General features: G+C 64.5%; 15 protein-coding genes. 6 read left to right on the forward strand and 9 right to left on the reverse strand.

Annotated features, from left to right (window positions below; translation table 11 throughout):
* Positions 1–14: 14 nt before the first annotated feature.
* The 8 genes from OU419_RS27365 to desA all read right to left on the reverse strand — a co-directional run bounded on the left by OU419_RS27365 (position 15) and on the right by desA (position 10,640).
* On the reverse strand, positions 15–2,228 hold the full coding sequence (locus tag OU419_RS27365; protein WP_254475393.1) for a polysaccharide biosynthesis tyrosine autokinase: 2,214 nt from the start codon (positions 2,226–2,228) through the stop codon (positions 15–17).
* Positions 2,229–2,259: 31 nt separating this feature from the next.
* On the reverse strand, positions 2,260–3,189 hold the full coding sequence (locus tag OU419_RS27370; protein WP_254475395.1) for a glycosyltransferase family 2 protein: 930 nt from the start codon (positions 3,187–3,189) through the stop codon (positions 2,260–2,262).
* Positions 3,190–3,191: 2 nt separating this feature from the next.
* On the reverse strand, positions 3,192–4,712 hold the full coding sequence (locus tag OU419_RS27375) for a lipopolysaccharide biosynthesis protein (RefSeq protein WP_254475397.1): 1,521 nt from the start codon (positions 4,710–4,712) through the stop codon (positions 3,192–3,194).
* A 10-nt stretch (positions 4,713–4,722) separates the two neighbouring features.
* On the reverse strand, positions 4,723–5,817 hold the full coding sequence (locus OU419_RS27380) for a DegT/DnrJ/EryC1/StrS family aminotransferase (protein ID WP_254475399.1): 1,095 nt from the start codon (positions 5,815–5,817) through the stop codon (positions 4,723–4,725).
* A 53-nt stretch (positions 5,818–5,870) separates the two neighbouring features.
* A complete protein-coding gene (locus OU419_RS27385; protein WP_254475400.1) occupies positions 5,871–7,283 on the reverse strand; it encodes a hypothetical protein in 1,413 nt (470 codons plus the stop codon).
* Complete coding sequence (locus OU419_RS27390) at positions 7,276–7,752, reverse strand: hypothetical protein (RefSeq protein ID WP_254475401.1); 477 nt, start codon at positions 7,750–7,752, stop codon at positions 7,276–7,278. The genes OU419_RS27385 and OU419_RS27390 overlap by 8 nt, the downstream gene beginning before the upstream one ends.
* Positions 7,753–8,346: 594 nt before the next feature.
* Positions 8,347–9,318, reverse strand: coding sequence for a GGDEF domain-containing protein (locus OU419_RS27395; RefSeq protein ID WP_254475402.1), 972 nt, complete (start codon positions 9,316–9,318; stop codon positions 8,347–8,349).
* 140 nt (positions 9,319–9,458) lie between these two features.
* Positions 9,459–10,640, reverse strand: a complete 1,182-nt coding sequence (gene desA, locus OU419_RS27400; protein WP_254475403.1) for a delta-9 fatty acid desaturase DesA — start codon at positions 10,638–10,640, stop codon at positions 9,459–9,461.
* 167 nt (positions 10,641–10,807) lie between these two features.
* Between desA and OU419_RS27405 the strand changes: the two genes are divergently transcribed.
* The 6 genes from OU419_RS27405 to OU419_RS27430 all read left to right on the forward strand — a co-directional run bounded on the left by OU419_RS27405 (position 10,808) and on the right by OU419_RS27430 (position 17,429).
* Positions 10,808–13,081 (forward strand): putative bifunctional diguanylate cyclase/phosphodiesterase, encoded by a 2,274-nt coding sequence (locus OU419_RS27405; RefSeq protein ID WP_254475404.1) that lies wholly within the window; start codon positions 10,808–10,810, stop codon positions 13,079–13,081.
* A gap of 143 nt (positions 13,082–13,224) precedes the next feature.
* Positions 13,225–13,407: a sulfur starvation response protein OscA gene (gene oscA, locus OU419_RS27410; protein ID WP_254475405.1), complete on the forward strand. Its 183-nt coding sequence runs from the start codon at positions 13,225–13,227 to the stop codon at positions 13,405–13,407.
* Positions 13,408–13,558: 151 nt separating this feature from the next.
* On the forward strand, positions 13,559–14,557 hold the full coding sequence (locus OU419_RS27415; protein WP_254475406.1) for a sulfate ABC transporter substrate-binding protein: 999 nt from the start codon (positions 13,559–13,561) through the stop codon (positions 14,555–14,557).
* 177 nt (positions 14,558–14,734) lie between these two features.
* Complete coding sequence (gene cysT, locus OU419_RS27420; protein WP_254475408.1) at positions 14,735–15,553, forward strand: sulfate ABC transporter permease subunit CysT; 819 nt, start codon at positions 14,735–14,737, stop codon at positions 15,551–15,553.
* A gap of 10 nt (positions 15,554–15,563) precedes the next feature.
* Positions 15,564–16,436 carry a sulfate ABC transporter permease subunit CysW gene (gene cysW, locus OU419_RS27425; RefSeq protein WP_254475410.1) on the forward strand — a complete coding sequence of 291 codons (873 nt, stop codon included), beginning with the start codon at positions 15,564–15,566 and terminating at the stop codon, positions 16,434–16,436.
* A 3-nt stretch (positions 16,437–16,439) separates the two neighbouring features.
* The gene (locus OU419_RS27430) at positions 16,440–17,429 is read left to right on the forward strand and encodes a sulfate/molybdate ABC transporter ATP-binding protein (RefSeq protein ID WP_254475412.1); all 990 of its coding nucleotides are present in this window, start codon (positions 16,440–16,442) and stop codon (positions 17,427–17,429) included.
* An 81-nt stretch (positions 17,430–17,510) separates the two neighbouring features.
* On the opposite strand, the gene OU419_RS27435 is transcribed toward OU419_RS27430, so the two are convergent.
* On the reverse strand, positions 17,511–18,083 hold the full coding sequence (locus tag OU419_RS27435) for a TetR/AcrR family transcriptional regulator (protein WP_254475413.1): 573 nt from the start codon (positions 18,081–18,083) through the stop codon (positions 17,511–17,513).
* Between the last annotated feature and the right edge of the window lie 31 nt (positions 18,084–18,114).

An 18,114-nucleotide genomic window follows, 5' to 3' on the forward strand; every position in this document is an offset into this window, starting at 1 on the left:
CCCTGTTTCCGTTCTCAGTCCCGGTTGTCGTACCGGTAGGCGTAGGCACCGTAGTCGTAGGCGGCGGTCGAGGCCTTGCGCTTGACTCCATTGAGGATCGCGCCCTGCAGATGAATCCCGTTCTGCCCCAGGCGGCGGCGGGCGGTATCGATCTCGCTGGCCGGGCTCTGGCCGAAACGGGTGACCAGCAGGCAGATGCCGCACAGCCGGCCGACCAGCGCGGCGTCGGTCACCGCCAGCACCGGCGGGGTATCGACGATCACCAGGTCGTACAGCGCCGAAGCGTCGCGCAGCAGTTGCGCGAAGTTCTCGTGCATCAGCAGCTCGGACGGATTGGGCGCGGCAAAGCCGCAGGAGATGAAGTCCAGCTCCGGCACTTCGGTCGGCAGGATCACCTCGCTCAGCGGGCGATGGGCGCTCAGTGCATCGGACAGGCCGTGGCGCGGCGTCAGGCCGAACACGCGGTGCAGGTAGCCTTTGCGCATGTCGGCGTCGATCAGCAGGGTGCGCTGCCCGGACTGGGCGATGATCGCCGCCAGGTTGCTGGAGACGAACGACTTGCCCGCGCCCGGCGCCGGGCTGGTGAGCATCACCACGTTGTTGCGCGCTTCCAGCAGGGCGAAGTGCAGGTTGGTGCGCAGGCTGCGCAGCGCCTCGTTGGCGAGGTCGCCCGGATTCGCCGCGGCGAGCAGCTTGGGCGTATGCCCGGCGAGGTCGCCCTTGCGCTCCTTCTCCAGGCGCTCCTGCTGGCGCGAGTAGGGCACGGCGGCGAGCACCGACAGCCCGAGTTGCTCGATCGCTTCGGGGTTCTCCACGCCACGGTAGAACGCCTGGCGCAGGAACAGGATGCCCAGGGCGAGGCAGAAACCGAACAGGGTGGCGAGCAGCACGATGATCTTGCGCATCGGCTTGGCCGGTTGCTCGACGTTGGCCTGGGCAGTGTCGATCACCCGCACGTTGCCGATGGTGCCGGCGCGGATGATGTCCTGCTCCTGGGCCTTGTTCAGCAGGGAGGTGTAGGTCTGCCGGGTGACCTGCATGTCACGGGAGAGACGCAGCAGTTCCTGCTGGGTGGCCGGCAGGGTCTGGATGCGCTTCTGCAGTTGCTGCTTGCGCTCGTCGAGGCTGCTCATCTGCTTGAGCAGCGCCTGGTAGGCCGGGTGGCTCGGGGTGTAGAGGCGGTCGTACTCGGCACGCTTGAGCTTGAGCTCGGACAACTGGTTGTCGATGCCCACCACCTGATCCAGCACGCCGCGGGTCTCGACACTGATATCGGCAGACTTGGCGCTGGTCTGGTAGGCGTTGTAGGCGGCCTCGGCGCGCTCCAGCTCCAGGCGAACAACCGGCAGTTGCGAGCGCAGGAACTGCAGGCGCTGGGACGCTTCGGCGGAACTGCGCTCGACGTTCTGCAGCACATAAAGGTGGCTGATCTTGTCGAGGATGCGGTCGGCCTGCTGCGGATCGGGATCCTCCAGGGTCAGGTAGACGATGCCCGAGTCCTTGCCGGCCTCACCGACCTTGAGCAGCTTCTGGTAACCCAGGGTGGTGGTCAGCAGGCGATTGCGGGTGAGCACGAACTCGGTACCCGGACGGGCCACCAGCTCATCCACCTCGATGGTGAACCCCTTCTCGATGATGGTCTTGCTCAACTGGCCGCGCAGAAGCAGCTCACCGTCGGCATTGAGCAGGTGGTACGCATCGCCGCCGTCGGCGACCAGGGTGAGCGGCTCGCCCAGGTACTCCTCCGGCACGTCCAGTTGGAACACCTTGATCTGCTCGCCACCCCAGCCATACGAGTCCAGGCCGAGCCACGGCGTGGCGAGGGTCTGGTCCGGCGCCGGCTTGAAGCGCCGCGCCAGGTAGTCGCCCACCAGAGGCAGGTGCCTGGGCTTGGCGACGATGTCGAGCTTGAGCAGCTCGACCGCCTTGCCGAGCACCGCGCGCGACTTCAGCAGTTCGATCTCGGTGGCCGCGAGTGACACCGAGTCGGGCCGGTTGATGACCTCGGGCGTACCGTTCAGGCCGTTCTTCTTCTGCTCGATCTGGATCATCGCCCCCGATACGTAGATCGGGGTGGCGACCACCGCATAGAAGATGCCGAGAACGGCGAACAGCCCGGTCACGGCGATGATCATCTTCTTGTGGTCGAACAGCAGGCGCAGCAGGCCGGCGACGTCGATACGGGTGTCCTGGAAGGTTTCCAGGGACGAGCGGGGCATGACACTCATGGACATCCATCCTCCAGTGAGGCGGCGCGGCTCAGCGCGCCTGAATCGGGTTCAGCCGCTTGAGCAGGTTCATTCCGTGATTGCCGACCAGCAGCAGGAACGCCTCGATCTTGCGCGGCAGCGGAATCGAGGCCATCGACAGGCGGCAGACCTGGACCAGGAAGTACTCGTTGAGCGCCCGGTCACCGATGCGCTGGTAGTAGCGCGCCAGGCAGTAGTAGGTGTGCAGGGTCATCTGTTGCTGCACGCGATCGGCCTGCATGGAGAAAATGCCGCCCTTGTGCACGCGGTAGGCAGCCGGGCGGATTTCGCCAAGGAACTTGCCCTTGCCGTAGGCTCCCAGCAGCGACCACCAGCAGAGGTCGACCATGCGTGTGGTGAGCAGCTCCGCGGGCATCTCGGTGAGGACGTTGCGAAAGCAGGTAGTCAGCGTGGAAATCGGCCGCGCCTGTTGCAGCTCCAGGCGGCTGGCATCGCGGCGGAACTTGCCGGTGAGCTGTTGCGGCTTGAGCACGCCGTCCTCGTTGAAGGTGTAGGCGTCGTGATAGGTGATCACGTAGTCCGGGTTTCTTTCGAGGAAGTCGACCTGGATCTGGAGCTTGCGCGGATCGGTCCAGAAGTCGTCGCCCTCGCAGTAGGCGATGTAGCGGCCGCGTGCCTTGCGGAATACCGGCAGGCCGTGGGAAAGGCCCTTGGAGTACTGATTTTCCTTGTGGAAGATCGGCTTGATGATGTGCGGGTAGCGCGCGGCGTAGTCGGCGATCACCTCGGCGGTGCCGTCGGTGGAGGCGTCATCGTTGACCAGCACCTCGAAGCGGAAGTCGGTGACTTGTTCGAGGAAGCTGTCCAGCGTGCGGCCGATGTAGTTCACCTGGTTGTAGGCCAGGCACACGACGCTCAGCAGTGGTTCGGGGGCTTCCGGCCAGTTGGAGAGGATCTGCAGCTCTGAGCGGATATCCATGTCTAGACACTCGGCTTGTGGGACGGTTTGAACAGGCGCAGCAACGCCGGAGCGGAGCCGACGCCCACCAGGAACAGGGTGATCAGGCCGCAGGTGGCCAGCGCCAGCAGCAGCGACAGACGCCCGCCGGAGCGGGCCAGCAGCGCGTAGAAGGGTTCGCTGAGCAGCAGGCCGGCGACGCTCAGCGCAGCGATCTGCAGGGTGTCGCGCAGCCACGGGGCATGCAGGTCGTCACCGAAGCTGCGATGCACGATCGCCGGCCAGATCAGGAAGGCCACCAGGCGCAGGCCAAACCAGCACAGCGCGACGCCGACCACGCCGAACAGGTAGGCGCTGGCGATCACCAGAGGGATGCTCACCAGGGCGGAAACCACGCTGTACCAGACGTGCATGCGCAGTTGGCCGTGGGCGTACTGGAGGTAGAACTGGAAGCTGCCGACCGCCATCAGGCCTGCGCCGAGCACATACCAGACCAGCACCGGCCGGCACCAGCGCGCGGCCTCGGCGTCGCCACTCCAGGCGAGGATCAGGTCGTGGCCGTGGGCGGCGATCACCGCCACCATCGGGAACATCAGCACGCAGACGAAGCGGTTGGCGTTCAGGTAGAGCTGCTGCATGTCGGCGTGGCGGCCCTCGGCGACCAGCATGGTCATGCGCGGCAGCAGGCCCTGCGCCAGCGGGTTGACCAGGCTGAGGATGCCGCCGCTGACCAGCGCCACCAGCGAGAAGTAACCGTAGTCGCGCAGCGGCAGCAGGCTCGACAGCAGTACCTTGTCCAACTGGGTGAGGACGATCCACAGGCCCGAAGTGAAGAACATGCCCAGGGCGAACGGCAGAACCGGGCGCAGTGTGTCCCAGCAGAAGCGGGTCAGCAGGCGCACGTCCATCCACAGGTAGGCCTTGCCGCCCAGCAGCAGGGTTTCCAGCAGCGACACCGCGACCTGGAATTCGAAGAACACCAGTGGGTCCTGGCTCACCTCGGCCACCAGGAACAGGCCACCGAAGTAGCGCAGGGTCGTGATGAAAACGTTGATCCCGTTGATCCAGCCGTGCAGCTCCAGCCCCTGCAGCGCACTGCGGTAGAGGGTGCCGTACAGGCGCAGGGCAACCAGCAGTCCCATCAGGCTGACGCACTGCGCGACCAGTTGCGGGCTGAGGGTCTGGACGTTCAGCCAGTGGCCGGCGATCCAGCCGCTGCCGGCGTACACCGCCAGGCTGCTGAGCAGCGTCAGCGGCAGCAGGATCAGCTCGAAGGAACGCAGCAGGCTCGCCTGGCTGTATGCCTCGCCCTGCATGCCCCGGCCGTGGGCGACCTGCCGCACCAGCGCCGGCGAGAGGCCGACGTCGAGCAGCAGGAGCCAGGTCTGCAGCACCGCGAAGAAGCCGATCAGGCCATACGCCTCCGCCCCCAGGTGGCCGAGGTAGAACGGCTGGATCAGGATGCCGATGACGATCGCGTACGCCTGCCCCGTGTAGTTCAGCAGGGTGTTGCGGATCATCGACAGCGACCGCTTTCGCGCCATGATCGACATCTCAAACCGCCTCGGCGACCCGGCCGCTTTCCATCAGCAGCACATCGATCACCGCGCGCTGTACCTCCTGCGGCAGACTCGGATAGAGCGGCAGGCAGAGGATGCGCTGGCTGAGTTCGCGGGAAAGCTGCTGAGGCTGCTGCGGCGCCAGGTAGTCGAGGGTGTCCAGCGACGGGTAGAAGTAGCGCCGAGGATTGACCCCGACGGCATTCAGGGCGGCCCGCACGCGCAGTACCTGCTCCTCGTCGCGCAGGCCGATCGGGTAGTAGCTGTTGTTCTGTCGCGCGCCCGCCTGCACGATCTGCAGGTCGTAGTAACCGCCCAGAGCGGCGGTGTAGCGCGCGGCGATCTCCTCGCGCTGGGCAAGGATGGTCTCGATGTCGTCCAGCACGCACAGGCCCATCGCGGCGGAGAACTCGTTGAGTTTGGCGTTGATTCCCAGGCCGACGATCTTGTCCACGTCGGCGATGCCGAAGTTGCACATCAGGCGGATCTGCCGGGCCAGGTCGTCGTCGGAGGTGACGATGGCGCCGCCCTCGATGGTATGGAACAGCTTGGTGGCGTGGAAGCTCAGGGTGCTCACGTCGCCCCAGGCCAGCACAGAGCGGTCGCGGTAGCGCGAACCGAAGGCATGGGCGCCGTCGTAGATCACCTTCAACCGGTTACGCTGCGCCACCGCCTGGATTTCCTCCACGGCGCAGGGGTTGCCGAACACGTGGGTGGCAACGATGGCGCTGGTGTCCGGCGCCAGGCTGGCTTCGATCAGTTGTGGGTCGAGGTTCCAGGTTTGCGCATCGATATCGGCGAAACGCGGCCGGATGCTTTCCCATTGCAGCGTGCTGCTGGTGGCGACGAAGCTGAACGGTGTGGTCACCGCGCTGCCGGTGACGCCCAGCGCGCGGTACGCGACCTGCAGGGCGATGGTGCCGTTGCAGGTGAGGATCACATGGCGCACACCCAGGTAGTCCTGCAGGCGCTCTTCCAGCTCGGTGACACAGGGGCCGTGGTTGGTGATCCAGCCCGAGGCATAGATCTTTTCCACGTACGCCTTGAACTTCTCCAGATCACCCAGATAAGTCTTGGTCACATTGATCACGGTCGCATCCCTCTGATGAATGGAAATTCCATCGCTGGCGGCTGGCGTGCCGCTCAGCCCAGCGCAGGCAGCACGAACGGTGCGCCTTCCAACTGGGTGTCCATGACGCTGGCGGGCGCCTGCGCGGCGCGGTTCGCCAAGTGTTCCTGCAATGCCTCGATGACCCGGCCGCTGGCGTCGTGGTGGAACTGCCAGACGCCGTAGATGCGGCTGTCGAAGGAACGCTCGCTGCCCAGCATCGGGTTGGCAGCGAGGCCCGAGCCCAGGCCGAAGCTGTACAGTCCCGGGATCGGCCGCCCGCTGAGGTCGCGCAGGCAGCCTGCGGCGTCGGAATCCAGCCCTCCCTTGCTCTCGCGCACCTGCAGCGGCTCGCCGTTGGCGTGGCGCATCGCCGGCAGGCAGGGCTGGTAGCCGATGGCCTGGACCATCACCCCCGGATCGCGGCAGCACTGCTCCAGGCGCGCACGGTTAGCGGGCGAGCGGTCGTCCATACGCAGCATCTCGACCTTTACCCGGGTCCCGCTGACGTAACCGTTGGCGAGCACGTCGCTGCCGACTTGGTGCGCGCGATAGCGCAGGCCGCCGGAGCGGTTGACCCGTCCGGATACCGGGCACACGTCCATGCTCTCGTCTACCTCGTAGCCCGCCGACCGCGCCTCCTCGACGCTCTCGAAGAACAGGCGGATGGGCGCGCGGTGGATCAGCGTCAGTTGCTCCAGGCCCAGGCAATCCAGGGCGCAGGCCAGGTTGTCGAGCACCGAGAAGGCGCTGTGCGAACCGCCCACCACGGTGAAGCGGGTATCCGGCCCGACGCGGTCGCCGAACAGCTCCACCAGCTCGGCGGGGCTCAGGCTCAACAGCGCATCGGAGGAGTAGACCGTGGGGCCGTCGTGAGGCAATTGCAGGTCCTGCTCGGCCAGGCTCCAGTTGAGGTACTCGCGGTTCTGCCGGCCACCCAGGTTGAGCACCAGGGCGCCGCAGTCGATCTGCCAACTGCGCGATCCACTGCGCAGGGCCAGCTGGAAGCCGGCGTCGTCACCGGCGACGATCTTTTCGATGCGAGTCCCCAGCGCCACGTCCACGCCGAGATGGCCGGTGACATAGCGCATGAACAGCGTCGAGGCGTGTGCCAGCAGCTCACCCACCTGGGTGAGCATCGGCGCGCCGTGGGGATCGTCACGCAGGCGACGGAAGGCGGCCGAGTGTTCCAGCGGGGCGAAGATCGGCAGCAACGCCGGATCGCGCAGGCAGTCGAGGAACACATCGCCCACCGAGTTGGCGGTGATGTGGTAGTCGCCCAGCCGGCCACGGCCAACCGCCAGGGCTGCGTCCACCACCAGCAGGCCGGAGCGCGCCAGGCTGGCCAGGGCGCCGGTCTTGTATGCGTTGAAGAGGAACCCCATGCCAGCCGGGCCGGCGCCGCCGACCACACAGGCATAGTTGGAACGGAAGGATTGATCAGTCATCAGCCTGACTCCCAAGGAAGCGCGAAACGCAACATGTCGCGCAGCGCTCGTCGTGGTGCCGGCGCAAATGGCCGGCAAGGGGCGCGTGTTCGCGCCGGAATTCCGTCGCCCGTTGGGTGGGGTGGATCGGTACGAGGGCGGTTCGCCAGAACGGCACGCCGCTGCGGAGTGCCGGAAGAAACAGCTCGGAAACGGCAGAAAGTTTCCGGCCCAATGAAGAGATCAATAACGATTGGCGATTGAAAAGTTCCGCCGAAAGTTCTGGCCAATTCTCTGCTGAAACACGGGCATAAATACTTTCGGCGATAAGTCCGGCATTTCGACCAAACTTCAGCGGGTGTCCGGAAGTCTTGGCGCCAGAATTCCGCAGTATCTTTGGAGACGTGGCCTTCAGAGAAATGGCAAGTGCGGGCCTGGCTGTTGCGAAAGCGTTACAAGTTCCGCTCTCTATCGTTTTCCGATTGGCCATCGACAGTAGCTCCACTCAAGGAGATCGCTCTGCGCCGGGCCTTTGGCAATATTCGAAGACAAGGCTACCGCCCGAGTTCGAATGACCCGATTCAATTAACGACTATCAACTGCTTATCCCTGGAATGGCCGTTACTTTTCGCCGGGCAAAGCTACCGCCCCTCGGCCAATTCCGAAAATCTGGAAAAACAACAGCAAAAAACCATCTCGCCTCCGTTGCGGCAAAGGCAGCGGAAGTTCTCGGGCAGTGAACAGGAGGTGGCAGGAAGACAGGGGGGGTACATCGAAATCTTCCTTGACACGCTACTACTCGTGCGACTACTCCCCGGGGTGTCTCATCCAGACACCACACGATATTGCTATGTGGTTAGTAATAGTGGCGTGGCCGAAGGTGTGTCAATCCATGAAACACCCAACCGCCAAGATTCCGACAAAAGGCATTTATGGATTCGCAACCCATTGATTTATAAGCCGCCATATTAATGGCACAAGCATATTGACAGCATGACCACCCCGTCCCCGGGTGCGCCGAAGGCAGGCGAAGGTAATAGTCGGAAAGCGATAATCCGCCGCCGCGGGTCGCGGCGGCAGTGTTTCACGCCTGAACCATGCGGTCCTTGCCGGTGCGTTTTGCCTGGTACAGAGCCGCATCGGCTCGACTGTAGAGCGCGGACAGGTTCTGGTCGTCCGGCTGGAGGAGGGTCAGCCCCTGGCTGATGGTGACGCTGAAGTAATGCTCGGCCTCATTGAAGCGCAGCCGCTGGACTTCCCGCTGCAGACGCTCGCCGATCTGCCGCGCCATGCTCTCGTCACAACCGGGCAGCAGTACCGCGAACTCTTCCCCACCGATGCGCCCGAACAGGTCGCCACGACGCAACGCTCCCGCACCGCACTGGGCGATACGCTGAAGCACCACATCGCCGACCTGGTGGCCGTAGACGTCGTTGATCTTCTTGAAGTCGTCGACATCCAGCAACAGGAACGCCAGCGGCGTGGAGGTGGCCTTGCAGTCGCGGAACGCCTGTTCGGCGCTGTCGAAGAAGTAGCGGCGGTTGCTGCTCTGGGTCAGCACGTCGGTGGTGGCCAGACGGTGCAGCTCAGTCTCCATGTGCTTCTTGTCAGTGATGTCATCGGCGATGCCGACGATCATCAGCGGCAGGCCGGCTTCGCTGTGCTGGCTGACGAAGCATTTGTCGCTCAACCAGCGCACCTCGCCGTCGGCGCGCAGGATGCGGTATTCGCGCTGCTCGATGGCGCCGCGCTCCAGCACGTCCTGCATGCTGCTCTGGGCGTATTCGAGGTCGTCCGGGTAGATGCAGTTGCGCCACTCGTTGTAGTCCGACAGCAGCAGCGCTGCCGAGCGACCGAAGATGCGCTCGTAGGCGGGACTGACGTAGACCATGCGCTGGGCCTGCCAGTCGAAAGCCCAGAGCACCGAGTTGACGCTCGCCAGCAGCGCGCTGAAAAGCTGCTCGCGCTCCTTGAGGCGCTGGGTCTCGGCGCGGCTGTGCAGCAGCGCAAGCAGGGCTTCGTCCTGGTCCACGGGCATCTTGTTCTGTTCATCCATGTGTCGGCTTCCTCCCCTCTTATCGCGTGGGGCTATGACCGCAAACTACGGCAGGCAGCTTCAAAATAAACGAAAAGCCCGCCGAACGGCGGGCTTTTCTCGCGACTGGCTATCCATCGTCCGGGGACGATGGTGTCAATTCATACGGCGGGGCGTAGCGAGTAGGTCTTGAGCTGCTCGGCGAATTCCTTCAGCGACTGGATACCGCTGGCCTCCGCCTCGTGGACCCACTGCTTGATCGCCGCCAGCATGTCGTGACCGTTGGCGCTGGTCTTCACCCAGATCTGCTGCAGGGCCAGGCGCTTCTCGTAAATAACCTGCAGGGACTGGCTCTGCGCGAGCAGGTCCTGGATGCGCGCATGGTGGCGATCTTCCAGCAGGCTGGTCTCGCGGGAGAGCAGGCGCTTGGCACGGCGGAACAGATGGCGGACCGACTCGTCAGCCTTGGCCAGCTCCTGCTTGACCAGTGGGCCGATCACCAGCTTGCGGTACTGGGCCATGATCTGGAAGCGGTTGTTGAGGATCGCCATCGCGGTGTCCATGTCCAGGCTGCCCTTGCCCTCGACTCGATGGGCAATGGGTGCCACGCGGGCGACCCTGGCCAGGCGCAGGAAGCTGAACAGCTTGATCCATGCCCATCCCAGGTCGAACTCCCATTTCTTGACCGACAGCTTGGCCGAGTTCGGATAGGTATGGTGGTTGTTGTGCAGTTCTTCGCCGCCGATGAGGATGCCCCAGGGCACCAGGTTGGTAGCGGCGTCGCGGCACTCGAAATTGCGGTAGCCGATCGCATGGCCCAGGCCATTGATCACGCCCGCGGCCCATACCGGGATCCACATCATCTGCACGGCCCAGACGGTCATGCCGAGGACACCGAACAGGGCGAGGTCGATCACCGCCATCAGCACCACTCCGCCGATCGGGAAGCGCGAGTAGACATTGCGCTCGATCCAGTCTTCCGGGCAGTTCTTGCCGTAGATGCGCAGGGTATCTTCATTCTGCGCTTCTTCGCGGTAGAGCTCGGCGCCCCTGCGCAGCACGGTACCCAGGCCCTTGTAGACCGGGCTGTGCGGGTCGTCGGCAGTTTCGCACTTGGCGTGGTGCTTGCGGTGGATGGCAGTCCACTCGCGAGTGTTCATCGCAGTGGTCATCCACAGCCAGAAACGGAAGAAATGCTGCAGCGCGGGATGCAGTTCGAGGGCACGGTGCGCCGAATAGCGATGCAGATAGACGGTGACGCTGACGATGGTGATGTGTGTCAGGACCAGGGTGATCGCCACCAGTTGCCACGGCGACAGATCAAGGAAACCGTTGTACCACATGGTCGATAATGAACCTCGGAAGTGGTGTGAAAGAGCGGCTTTGCCGGGCAAGGCCAGCTCGCATTATCACTAAGCGGGTCCGGAAAACCATCCGGTCTTTTAGATATGAACGCCCCGCTATGGGCATCCTTTATACTGCCCAGCCAATATCTTCGCCTTGCCGCCACATGAACCCTCGTCTTAGCGCCTTGCGCATCAGCCTGCTGTACCTGGTGCTCGCCACAGTCTGGATGCTGGCGAGTGATCATTGGTTACAAATGGCCATTGCCGACCCGGCCCAGACCCTGCGCTGGATGACCGCCAAAAAGTACCTGTTCGTGGCTGGCAGCGCGATGCTGCTGTTCGTACTGCTGCACCGGCAGTTCCGCCACCAGCAGGCGACCATCAGCTCTCTGAGCGACCGCGAAAAGCGCCTGAGCCGCGCGCTGAATGTGGTGGAGGATGGTATCTGGGACTGGGACCTGCGCACCCACCGCGTCTACTACTCGCCGGGTTACGCGAGCCTGATCGGGCTGCCCGGCGACCGCCTGAGCGACGACTTCCTGCTCTGGGAAAACCGCCTGCACCCCGAGGACCACGACACCGCCCTCGCCGCCTACCAGGACCACATCGACGGTCTCAGCGAGCAGCTCGATTGCGTCTACCGCATCCGCCACGGCGATGGCAGCTACCGCTGGGTCCATGCCCGTGGCCGCGTGGAGCGGGACGTCGACGGCACCGCGCTGCGCATGACCGGCGTGAGCCGCGACATCACCCGCCAGCGCAGCAACGAAGATCACCTACGCCAGGCGGCGGCGGTGTTCGAGGCAACCCAGGAAGGTCTGCTGGTCACCGACAGCCGTGGCGTCATCGTGCACACCAACCCCTCGTTCTCGCGCATCACCGGCTATGACGCCCGGGACGTGCTCGGGCTGCAACCGTCGATCCTGAAGTCGGGAAGGCAGGATGCGGCCTTCTATCGCCGCATGTGGGAAACCCTGCAGAACGAGGACGTTTGGAGCGGCGAGATCTGGAACCGTCGCAAGAGCGGCGAGGTATATCCGCAGTGGCAGCACATACGCGCGGTACGCAACGACCAGGGCGAGCTGACGCACTACGTCGCGGTGTTCTCCGACCTCAGCAGCCTCAAACGCTCGCAGCACGAGCTGGACTTCCTCGCCCACCACGACCCCCTCACCGCGCTGCCCAACCGCCTGCTGCTGCGCGAACGCATCGAGCAGGCGCTGGCCCGCGCCGAGCGCGAACAGGGCGGCGGCGCCCTGCTGGTCATCGACCTCGACCACTTCAAGCACATCAACGACAGCCTCGGCCACAGCACCGGCGACCTGCTGATCAAGGCCGTCGCCGAGCGCCTGCAAGGCTGCCTCGACGAGCGCTGCTCACTCGCCCGGCTGGGCGGCGACGAGTTCGCGGTAATCCTCGAAAGCCCCCAGCAGCAACACGCCAGCAGCCTCGCCCAGCGCCTGCTGGAAACCATGAACGCGCCGTTCATGGTCAACGGCCAGACTATCTACATGTCCGTCAGCCTGGGCGTCAGCCTGTTCCCGGAGGATGCGCGCAACGTCGACCACCTGATGCAGCACGCCGATGCCGCGCTGTTCCAGGCCAAGGCCAGCGGCCGCAGTCTGTACGCCTTCTATACGCCGGAACTGACCGCCCGCGCGCGCTCCCACGTTCAGGTGGAAGCCGCGCTGCGCCATGCCCTGGACAACGACGAGCTGCGCATCTACTTCCAGCCGGTCCACGACCTGGCCAGCGGGCGCATGGTCGGTGTCGAGTCGCTGGTACGCTGGCAGCACCCGCAGCGCGGCCTGGTGCCGCCCTGCGACTTCATCCCGGTGGCCGAAGAGTGCGGGCTGATCACCGCCCTGGACGCCTGGATGCTCGACCAGGCCTGCCGGCAGATGCGCAGTTGGCTCGATGCAGGCATCGACCTGGACTACATCGCAGTGAATGTATCCAGCCGCCTGTTCAGCCGCGGCGGGCTGGAGCAACGAGTTGCGCTGGCGCTTGAGCAGGCGGGCCTGGAGCCGCATCACCTGGAGCTGGAGATCACCGAAAGCGCGGTGATGCAGAACTTCGACCAGGCGCTGGAACTGCTCTGCCAACTGCGTCTGCTCGGCGTACATCTGGCCATCGACGACTTCGGCACCGGCTACTCGTCGCTCATGCGCCTCAAGCGCATGCCGGTCCACAAACTGAAGATCGACCAGGGCTTCGTCGCCGGCCTTCCCGACGAGTCCGAGGACGCCGCCATCGCCTGCGCGGTCATCGGCCTGGGCCAGAGCATGGGCCTTCAGGTAGTTGCCGAAGGCGTCGAGCGCCCGGACCAGGCCGCTTTCCTGCTCACCCATGCCTGTGATTTCGGCCAGGGTTACTGGTACGGCGCGCCACAGCCAGCCGACGTCTTGCTACCCAAACTGCCGCGCCACCGGGCCTGACGGCACCCTTGAAACTTTCGGGTATATAAAAATTCTTAAACAGTATTTTTAAGAATATCCAGCTCCTGCCTAAGATGCGCTCACACCGCACGAATGGCCGCCCGGAAGCGGCGCCGCGGTCAACCTACTAGGAGCAGATACCCATGAGCGCAACCCTCCGTAGCCTGGACGGCCAGGAAGAAGCCAACATCCTGCGCGAAGTCCAGAGCGCCCTGCGTGGCCTGCGTTTCGGCGCCGTCGAGATCACCGTGCACAACGGCCAGGTCGTCCAGATCGAACGCAAGGAAAAGTTCCGCCTCCAGCAAAGTGCCGCCAAGCAGGCCTGAGCATCCGTCCGACACGACTGGACCACCGGAGAGTCGCCATGACCGCCCTGCCCCACCGGTACAGCAGCAGTCAGCCACGAATGCGCGGCTGACGCCTCCCCCGCAAGACACTGCCAACAAACACAAAGATCTGCATTATCAGGAGCTGCACATGTCCATCCGCCGTTTCGCCCTGGCCGCTCTGGCCAGCGCACTGATTGCCGGCCCGGTTTCCGCCGCCACTCAACTGCTGAACGTTTCCTACGACCCGACCCGCGAGCTGTACCAGGCTTACAACGCCGCCTTCATCAAGCACTGGAAGGCCCAGGGCGGCGATGACCTGACCATCCAGCAATCCCACGGCGGCTCAGGCAAGCAGGCCCGCGCCGTGATCGACGGCCTGAAGGCCGACGTCGTGACCCTGGCCCTGGCCGGCGACATCGACGAACTGAACAAGCTGGGCAAGCTGCTGCCGGCCGACTGGCAAGCGCGTCTGCCCGATAACAGCACTCCCTACACGTCGACCATCGTGTTCCTGGTACGCAAGGGCAACCCCAAGGGCATCAAGGACTGGGGCGACCTGACCAAGCAGGGCGTGGAAGTCATCACTCCGAACCCGAAGACCTCGGGCGGCGCCCGCTGGAACTTCCTGGCCGCCTGGGCCTGGGCCAAGAAGCAGTACGGCAGCGATGAGAAAGCCCAGGAATATGTGAAGAACCTGTACAAGCACGTGCCGGTTCTGGACACTGGCGCCCGCGGTTCGACCATCACCTTCGTCAACAACAACATCGGCGATGTGCTGCTGGCGTGGGAGAACGAAGCCTTCCTGGCCAAGAAAGAACAGGGCGGCGAGAACTTCGAGATCGTCGTACCGTCGATTTCCATCCTGGCCGAACCGCCGGTTGCAGTGGTCGACAAGACCGTCGACAAGAAGGGCACCCGCAAGGTCGCCGAGGAATACCTGAAGTACCTGTACAGCGAAGAAGGCCAGCGCATCGCCGCGCAGAACTTCTACCGCCCGCGTAACGAGAAGGTCGCCGCCGAGTTTTCCCAGCAGTTCCCGAAACTCAACCTGGTGACCATCGACAAGGACTTCGACGGCTGGAAATCCGCGCAGCCCAAGTTCTTCAACGATGGCGGCATCTTCGACAAGATCTACCAGGCGCAGTGATGCGCCACCCGCCCGGCCTTGCGCCGGGCGGCACGTTCGACGCAGGCGGTGCACAGCCTGCGCCGGACGGAAACCCCGGCCACATGGCAGGGGCACAGAACCTGCCTACGACCTTGCGAGCTAGGGCAATGCAAGGCGTAGCCAGGTTCTCAACGCGTTCATGAGAAAGGACAACCAATGTCACGACGCATTTCCCCGGTCATACCCGGCTTCGGGCTGACTCTGGGCTACACCCTGGTGTACCTCAGCCTGTTGGTGCTGATTCCGCTGGGGGCCATGTTCCTCAAGACGACCCAGCTCACCTGGGATCAGTTCTGGACCATCATCACCGCGCCGCGCGTCCTCGCTGCGCTCAAGCTGAGCTTCGGCACCGCGTTGATCGCAGCGTTGATCAACGGAGTGATCGGCACGCTGCTGGCATGGGTGCTGGTGCGCTACCGCTTCCCGGGACGCAAGATCATCGACGCGATGATCGACCTGCCCTTCGCCCTCCCCACCGCCGTGGCCGGCATCGCGCTCACCGCGCTGTATGCACCCAATGGCCTGGTCGGCCGCTTCGCCACCGAGATCGGCCTGAAGATCGCCTACACCCCGCTGGGTATCACCCTGGCGCTGACCTTCGTGGTGCTGCCGTTCGTGGTGCGCACGGTGCAGCCGGTGCTGGCGGACATCCCCCGCGAGGTCGAAGAAGCCGCCGCCTGCCTGGGTGCCAAGCCCCTGCAGGTGTTTCGCCATGTGCTGCTGCCGGCTCTGCTGCCGGCCTGGCTGACCGGTTTCGCCCTGGCCTTCGCCCGCGGCGTCGGCGAATACGGCTCGGTGATCTTCATCGCCGGCAACATGCCGATGAAGACCGAGATCCTGCCGCTGCTGATCATGGTCAAGCTGGACCAGTACGACTACACCGGCGCCACCGCCATCGGTGTGCTGATGCTGGTAGTCGCCTTCGTCCTGCTGCTGTTGATCAACCTGCTGCAACGCCGCATCGAAACGCCTTGAGGAGCGCGCCATGAGTACCGCAAGCCTTTCCGCCGCGGCCGCTGCCAACGCTGCTCGCCGGGGTAATGTCTGGGGCCGCCGCGCCCTGATCGCGCTGGCCTGGCTGGCCTTCGCCCTGTTCCTGCTGCTGCCGCTGTTCGTGGTGCTGAGCGAGGCGTTGAAGCAGGGCTTCGGCACCTTCTTCGAGGCCATCCTGGAGCCCGACGCACTGGCCGCACTGAAGCTCACGCTGATCGCCGTGGGCATTTCGGTGCCGTTGAACCTGGTGTTCGGCGTCAGCGCCGCCTGGTGCGTGACCAAGTTCGAGTTCCCCGGCAAGAGCATCCTGGTGACCCTGATCGACCTGCCGTTCTCGGTCTCCCCGGTGATCGCCGGTCTGATCTATGTGCTGCTGTTCGGCGCCCAGGGCTACTTCGGCGAGTGGCTGTCGAACCATGACATCCAGATCGTCTTCGCCGTGCCCGGTATTGTCCTGGCCACCGTCTTCGTGACCTTCCCCTTCGTTGCCCGCGAACTGATCCCGCTGATGCAGGAGCAGGGCACCCAGGAGGAAGAAGCGGCGCGCCTGCTGGGCGCCAACGGCTGGCAGATGTTCTGGCACGTCACCCTGCCGAACATCAAATGGGGCCTGATCTATGGCGTGGTGCTGTGCACCGCGCGGGCAATGGGTGAGTTCGGCGCGGTATCGGTGGTTTCCGGTCATATCCGCGGCGTCACCAATACCCTGCCGCTGCATGTCGAAATCCTCTACAACGAATACAACCACGTCGCCGCTTTCAGCGTCGCCACCCTGCTTCTGCTGATGGCCCTGGTCATCCTGCTGCTCAAGCAGTGGAGCGAATCGCGCCTGTCCCGCGCCAAAGTCAAAGCTGACGAGGAGTGAGCCTTGAGTATCGAAATTCGTAACGTCAGCAAGAACTTCAACGCCTTCAAGGCGCTGAACGACATCAACCTCGACATCCACAGCGGCGAGCTGGTCGCCCTGCTCGGCCCGTCCGGCTGCGGCAAGACCACCCTGCTGCGCATCATTGCCGGCCTGGAAACCCCGGACGCCGGCAACATCGTGTTCCACGGCGAAGACGTCTCGCAGCACGACGTGCGCGATCGCAACGTCGGCTTCGTATTCCAGCACTACGCGCTGTTCCGCCACATGACGGTGTTCGACAACGTCGCCTTCGGGCTGCGCATGAAACCGAAGAAGGAGCGCCCGAGCGAGTCGCGCATCGCCGAGAAGGTCCACGAACTGCTGAACATGGTGCAACTGGACTGGCTGTCGGACCGCTACCCGGAGCAGCTCTCCGGCGGCCAGCGCCAGCGTATCGCCCTGGCGCGCGCCCTGGCGGTGGAACCGAAGATCCTGTTGCTCGACGAACCCTTCGGCGCCCTCGACGCCAAGGTACGCAAGGAGCTGCGCCGCTGGCTGGCGCGCCTGCACGAGGAGATCAACCTGACCTCGGTGTTCGTCACCCACGACCAGGAAGAGGCGATGGAAGTCGCTGATCGCATCGTGGTGATGAACAAGGGCGTGATCGAGCAGATCGGCTCCCCCGGCGAGGTCTACGAGAACCCGGCCAGCGACTTCGTCTACCACTTCCTGGGCGACTCCAACCGCCTGCACATCGGCGGTGACGAGCACGTGCTGTTCCGTCCGCACGAGGTGTCGCTGTCCCGCGAAGCGGTGGAAGAGCATCGCCCCGCCGAAGTCCGCGACATTCGCCCGCTGGGCGCGATCACCCGCGTGACGCTCAAGGTGGACGGCCAGGATGAGCTGATCGAGGCCGAAGTGGTCAAGGACCACGACAGTCTGACCGGCCTCGCGCGTGGCGAAACGCTGTACTTCAAGCCGAAAGCGTATCAGCCGGTGGCGAGCATCTGACCGGCGCAGCGCGCTTGCGATCTCGTCCGCGCTGCGCTACGGCGTGGCAATGGTCGCAGGCGCGGCCCGCTTCTGCGGGCTCTATTCCCGCCCCGCTTCGTCCAGGTGGCGAAGCAGAAAATCCCGGCTCGATTCGATGATGGCCGCCTGGGTCTCCTCGCTGGCGACCATCCGCGCCACCACCAGCGCGCCGACGCACTGCGCCAGCAGCGCCCAGGCGTCCTGGGCCGAGCCCAGTGCCTCGGCCCAGGCCCGCTGAAGTTCCAGCAGCGTGTTTTCCGCACTCTGCCGCACCGACTGATCGGCGCGGGCGATTTCCGCCCCCAGCGCGGGAATCGCGCAGCCGGCAGACGCGTCGTTCACATGGCTCACGCTCAGATAGCGCAACAACGCACGTTCCAGGCGGGCGCGGTCGAACGGCTTGCCCTGCGCGGCCAGGCGTTCGACGCTCTGGGTCAGCTCGCGCTGCACGATGGCCGCGAACAGTTCGTTCTTCGAGGAGAAGTGGTTGTAGAAGGCCCCGCCGGACAACCCGACCGCCTTCATCAACCCATCGACGCCGGTACTGGCGAAACCACCCTGCTTGGCGAGCGCGCTGCTGCTGTGGAGCAGACGCTCGCGGGTTTCTTTCTTGTGGGTGGCTGAGTAGCGCATCGGGCGCCTCCGGAGCGGGTTGACGGTCCGC

The sequence above is a fragment of the Pseudomonas triclosanedens genome (assembly GCF_026686735.1).
GTDB lineage: Bacteria > Pseudomonadota > Gammaproteobacteria > Pseudomonadales > Pseudomonadaceae > Pseudomonas > Pseudomonas triclosanedens.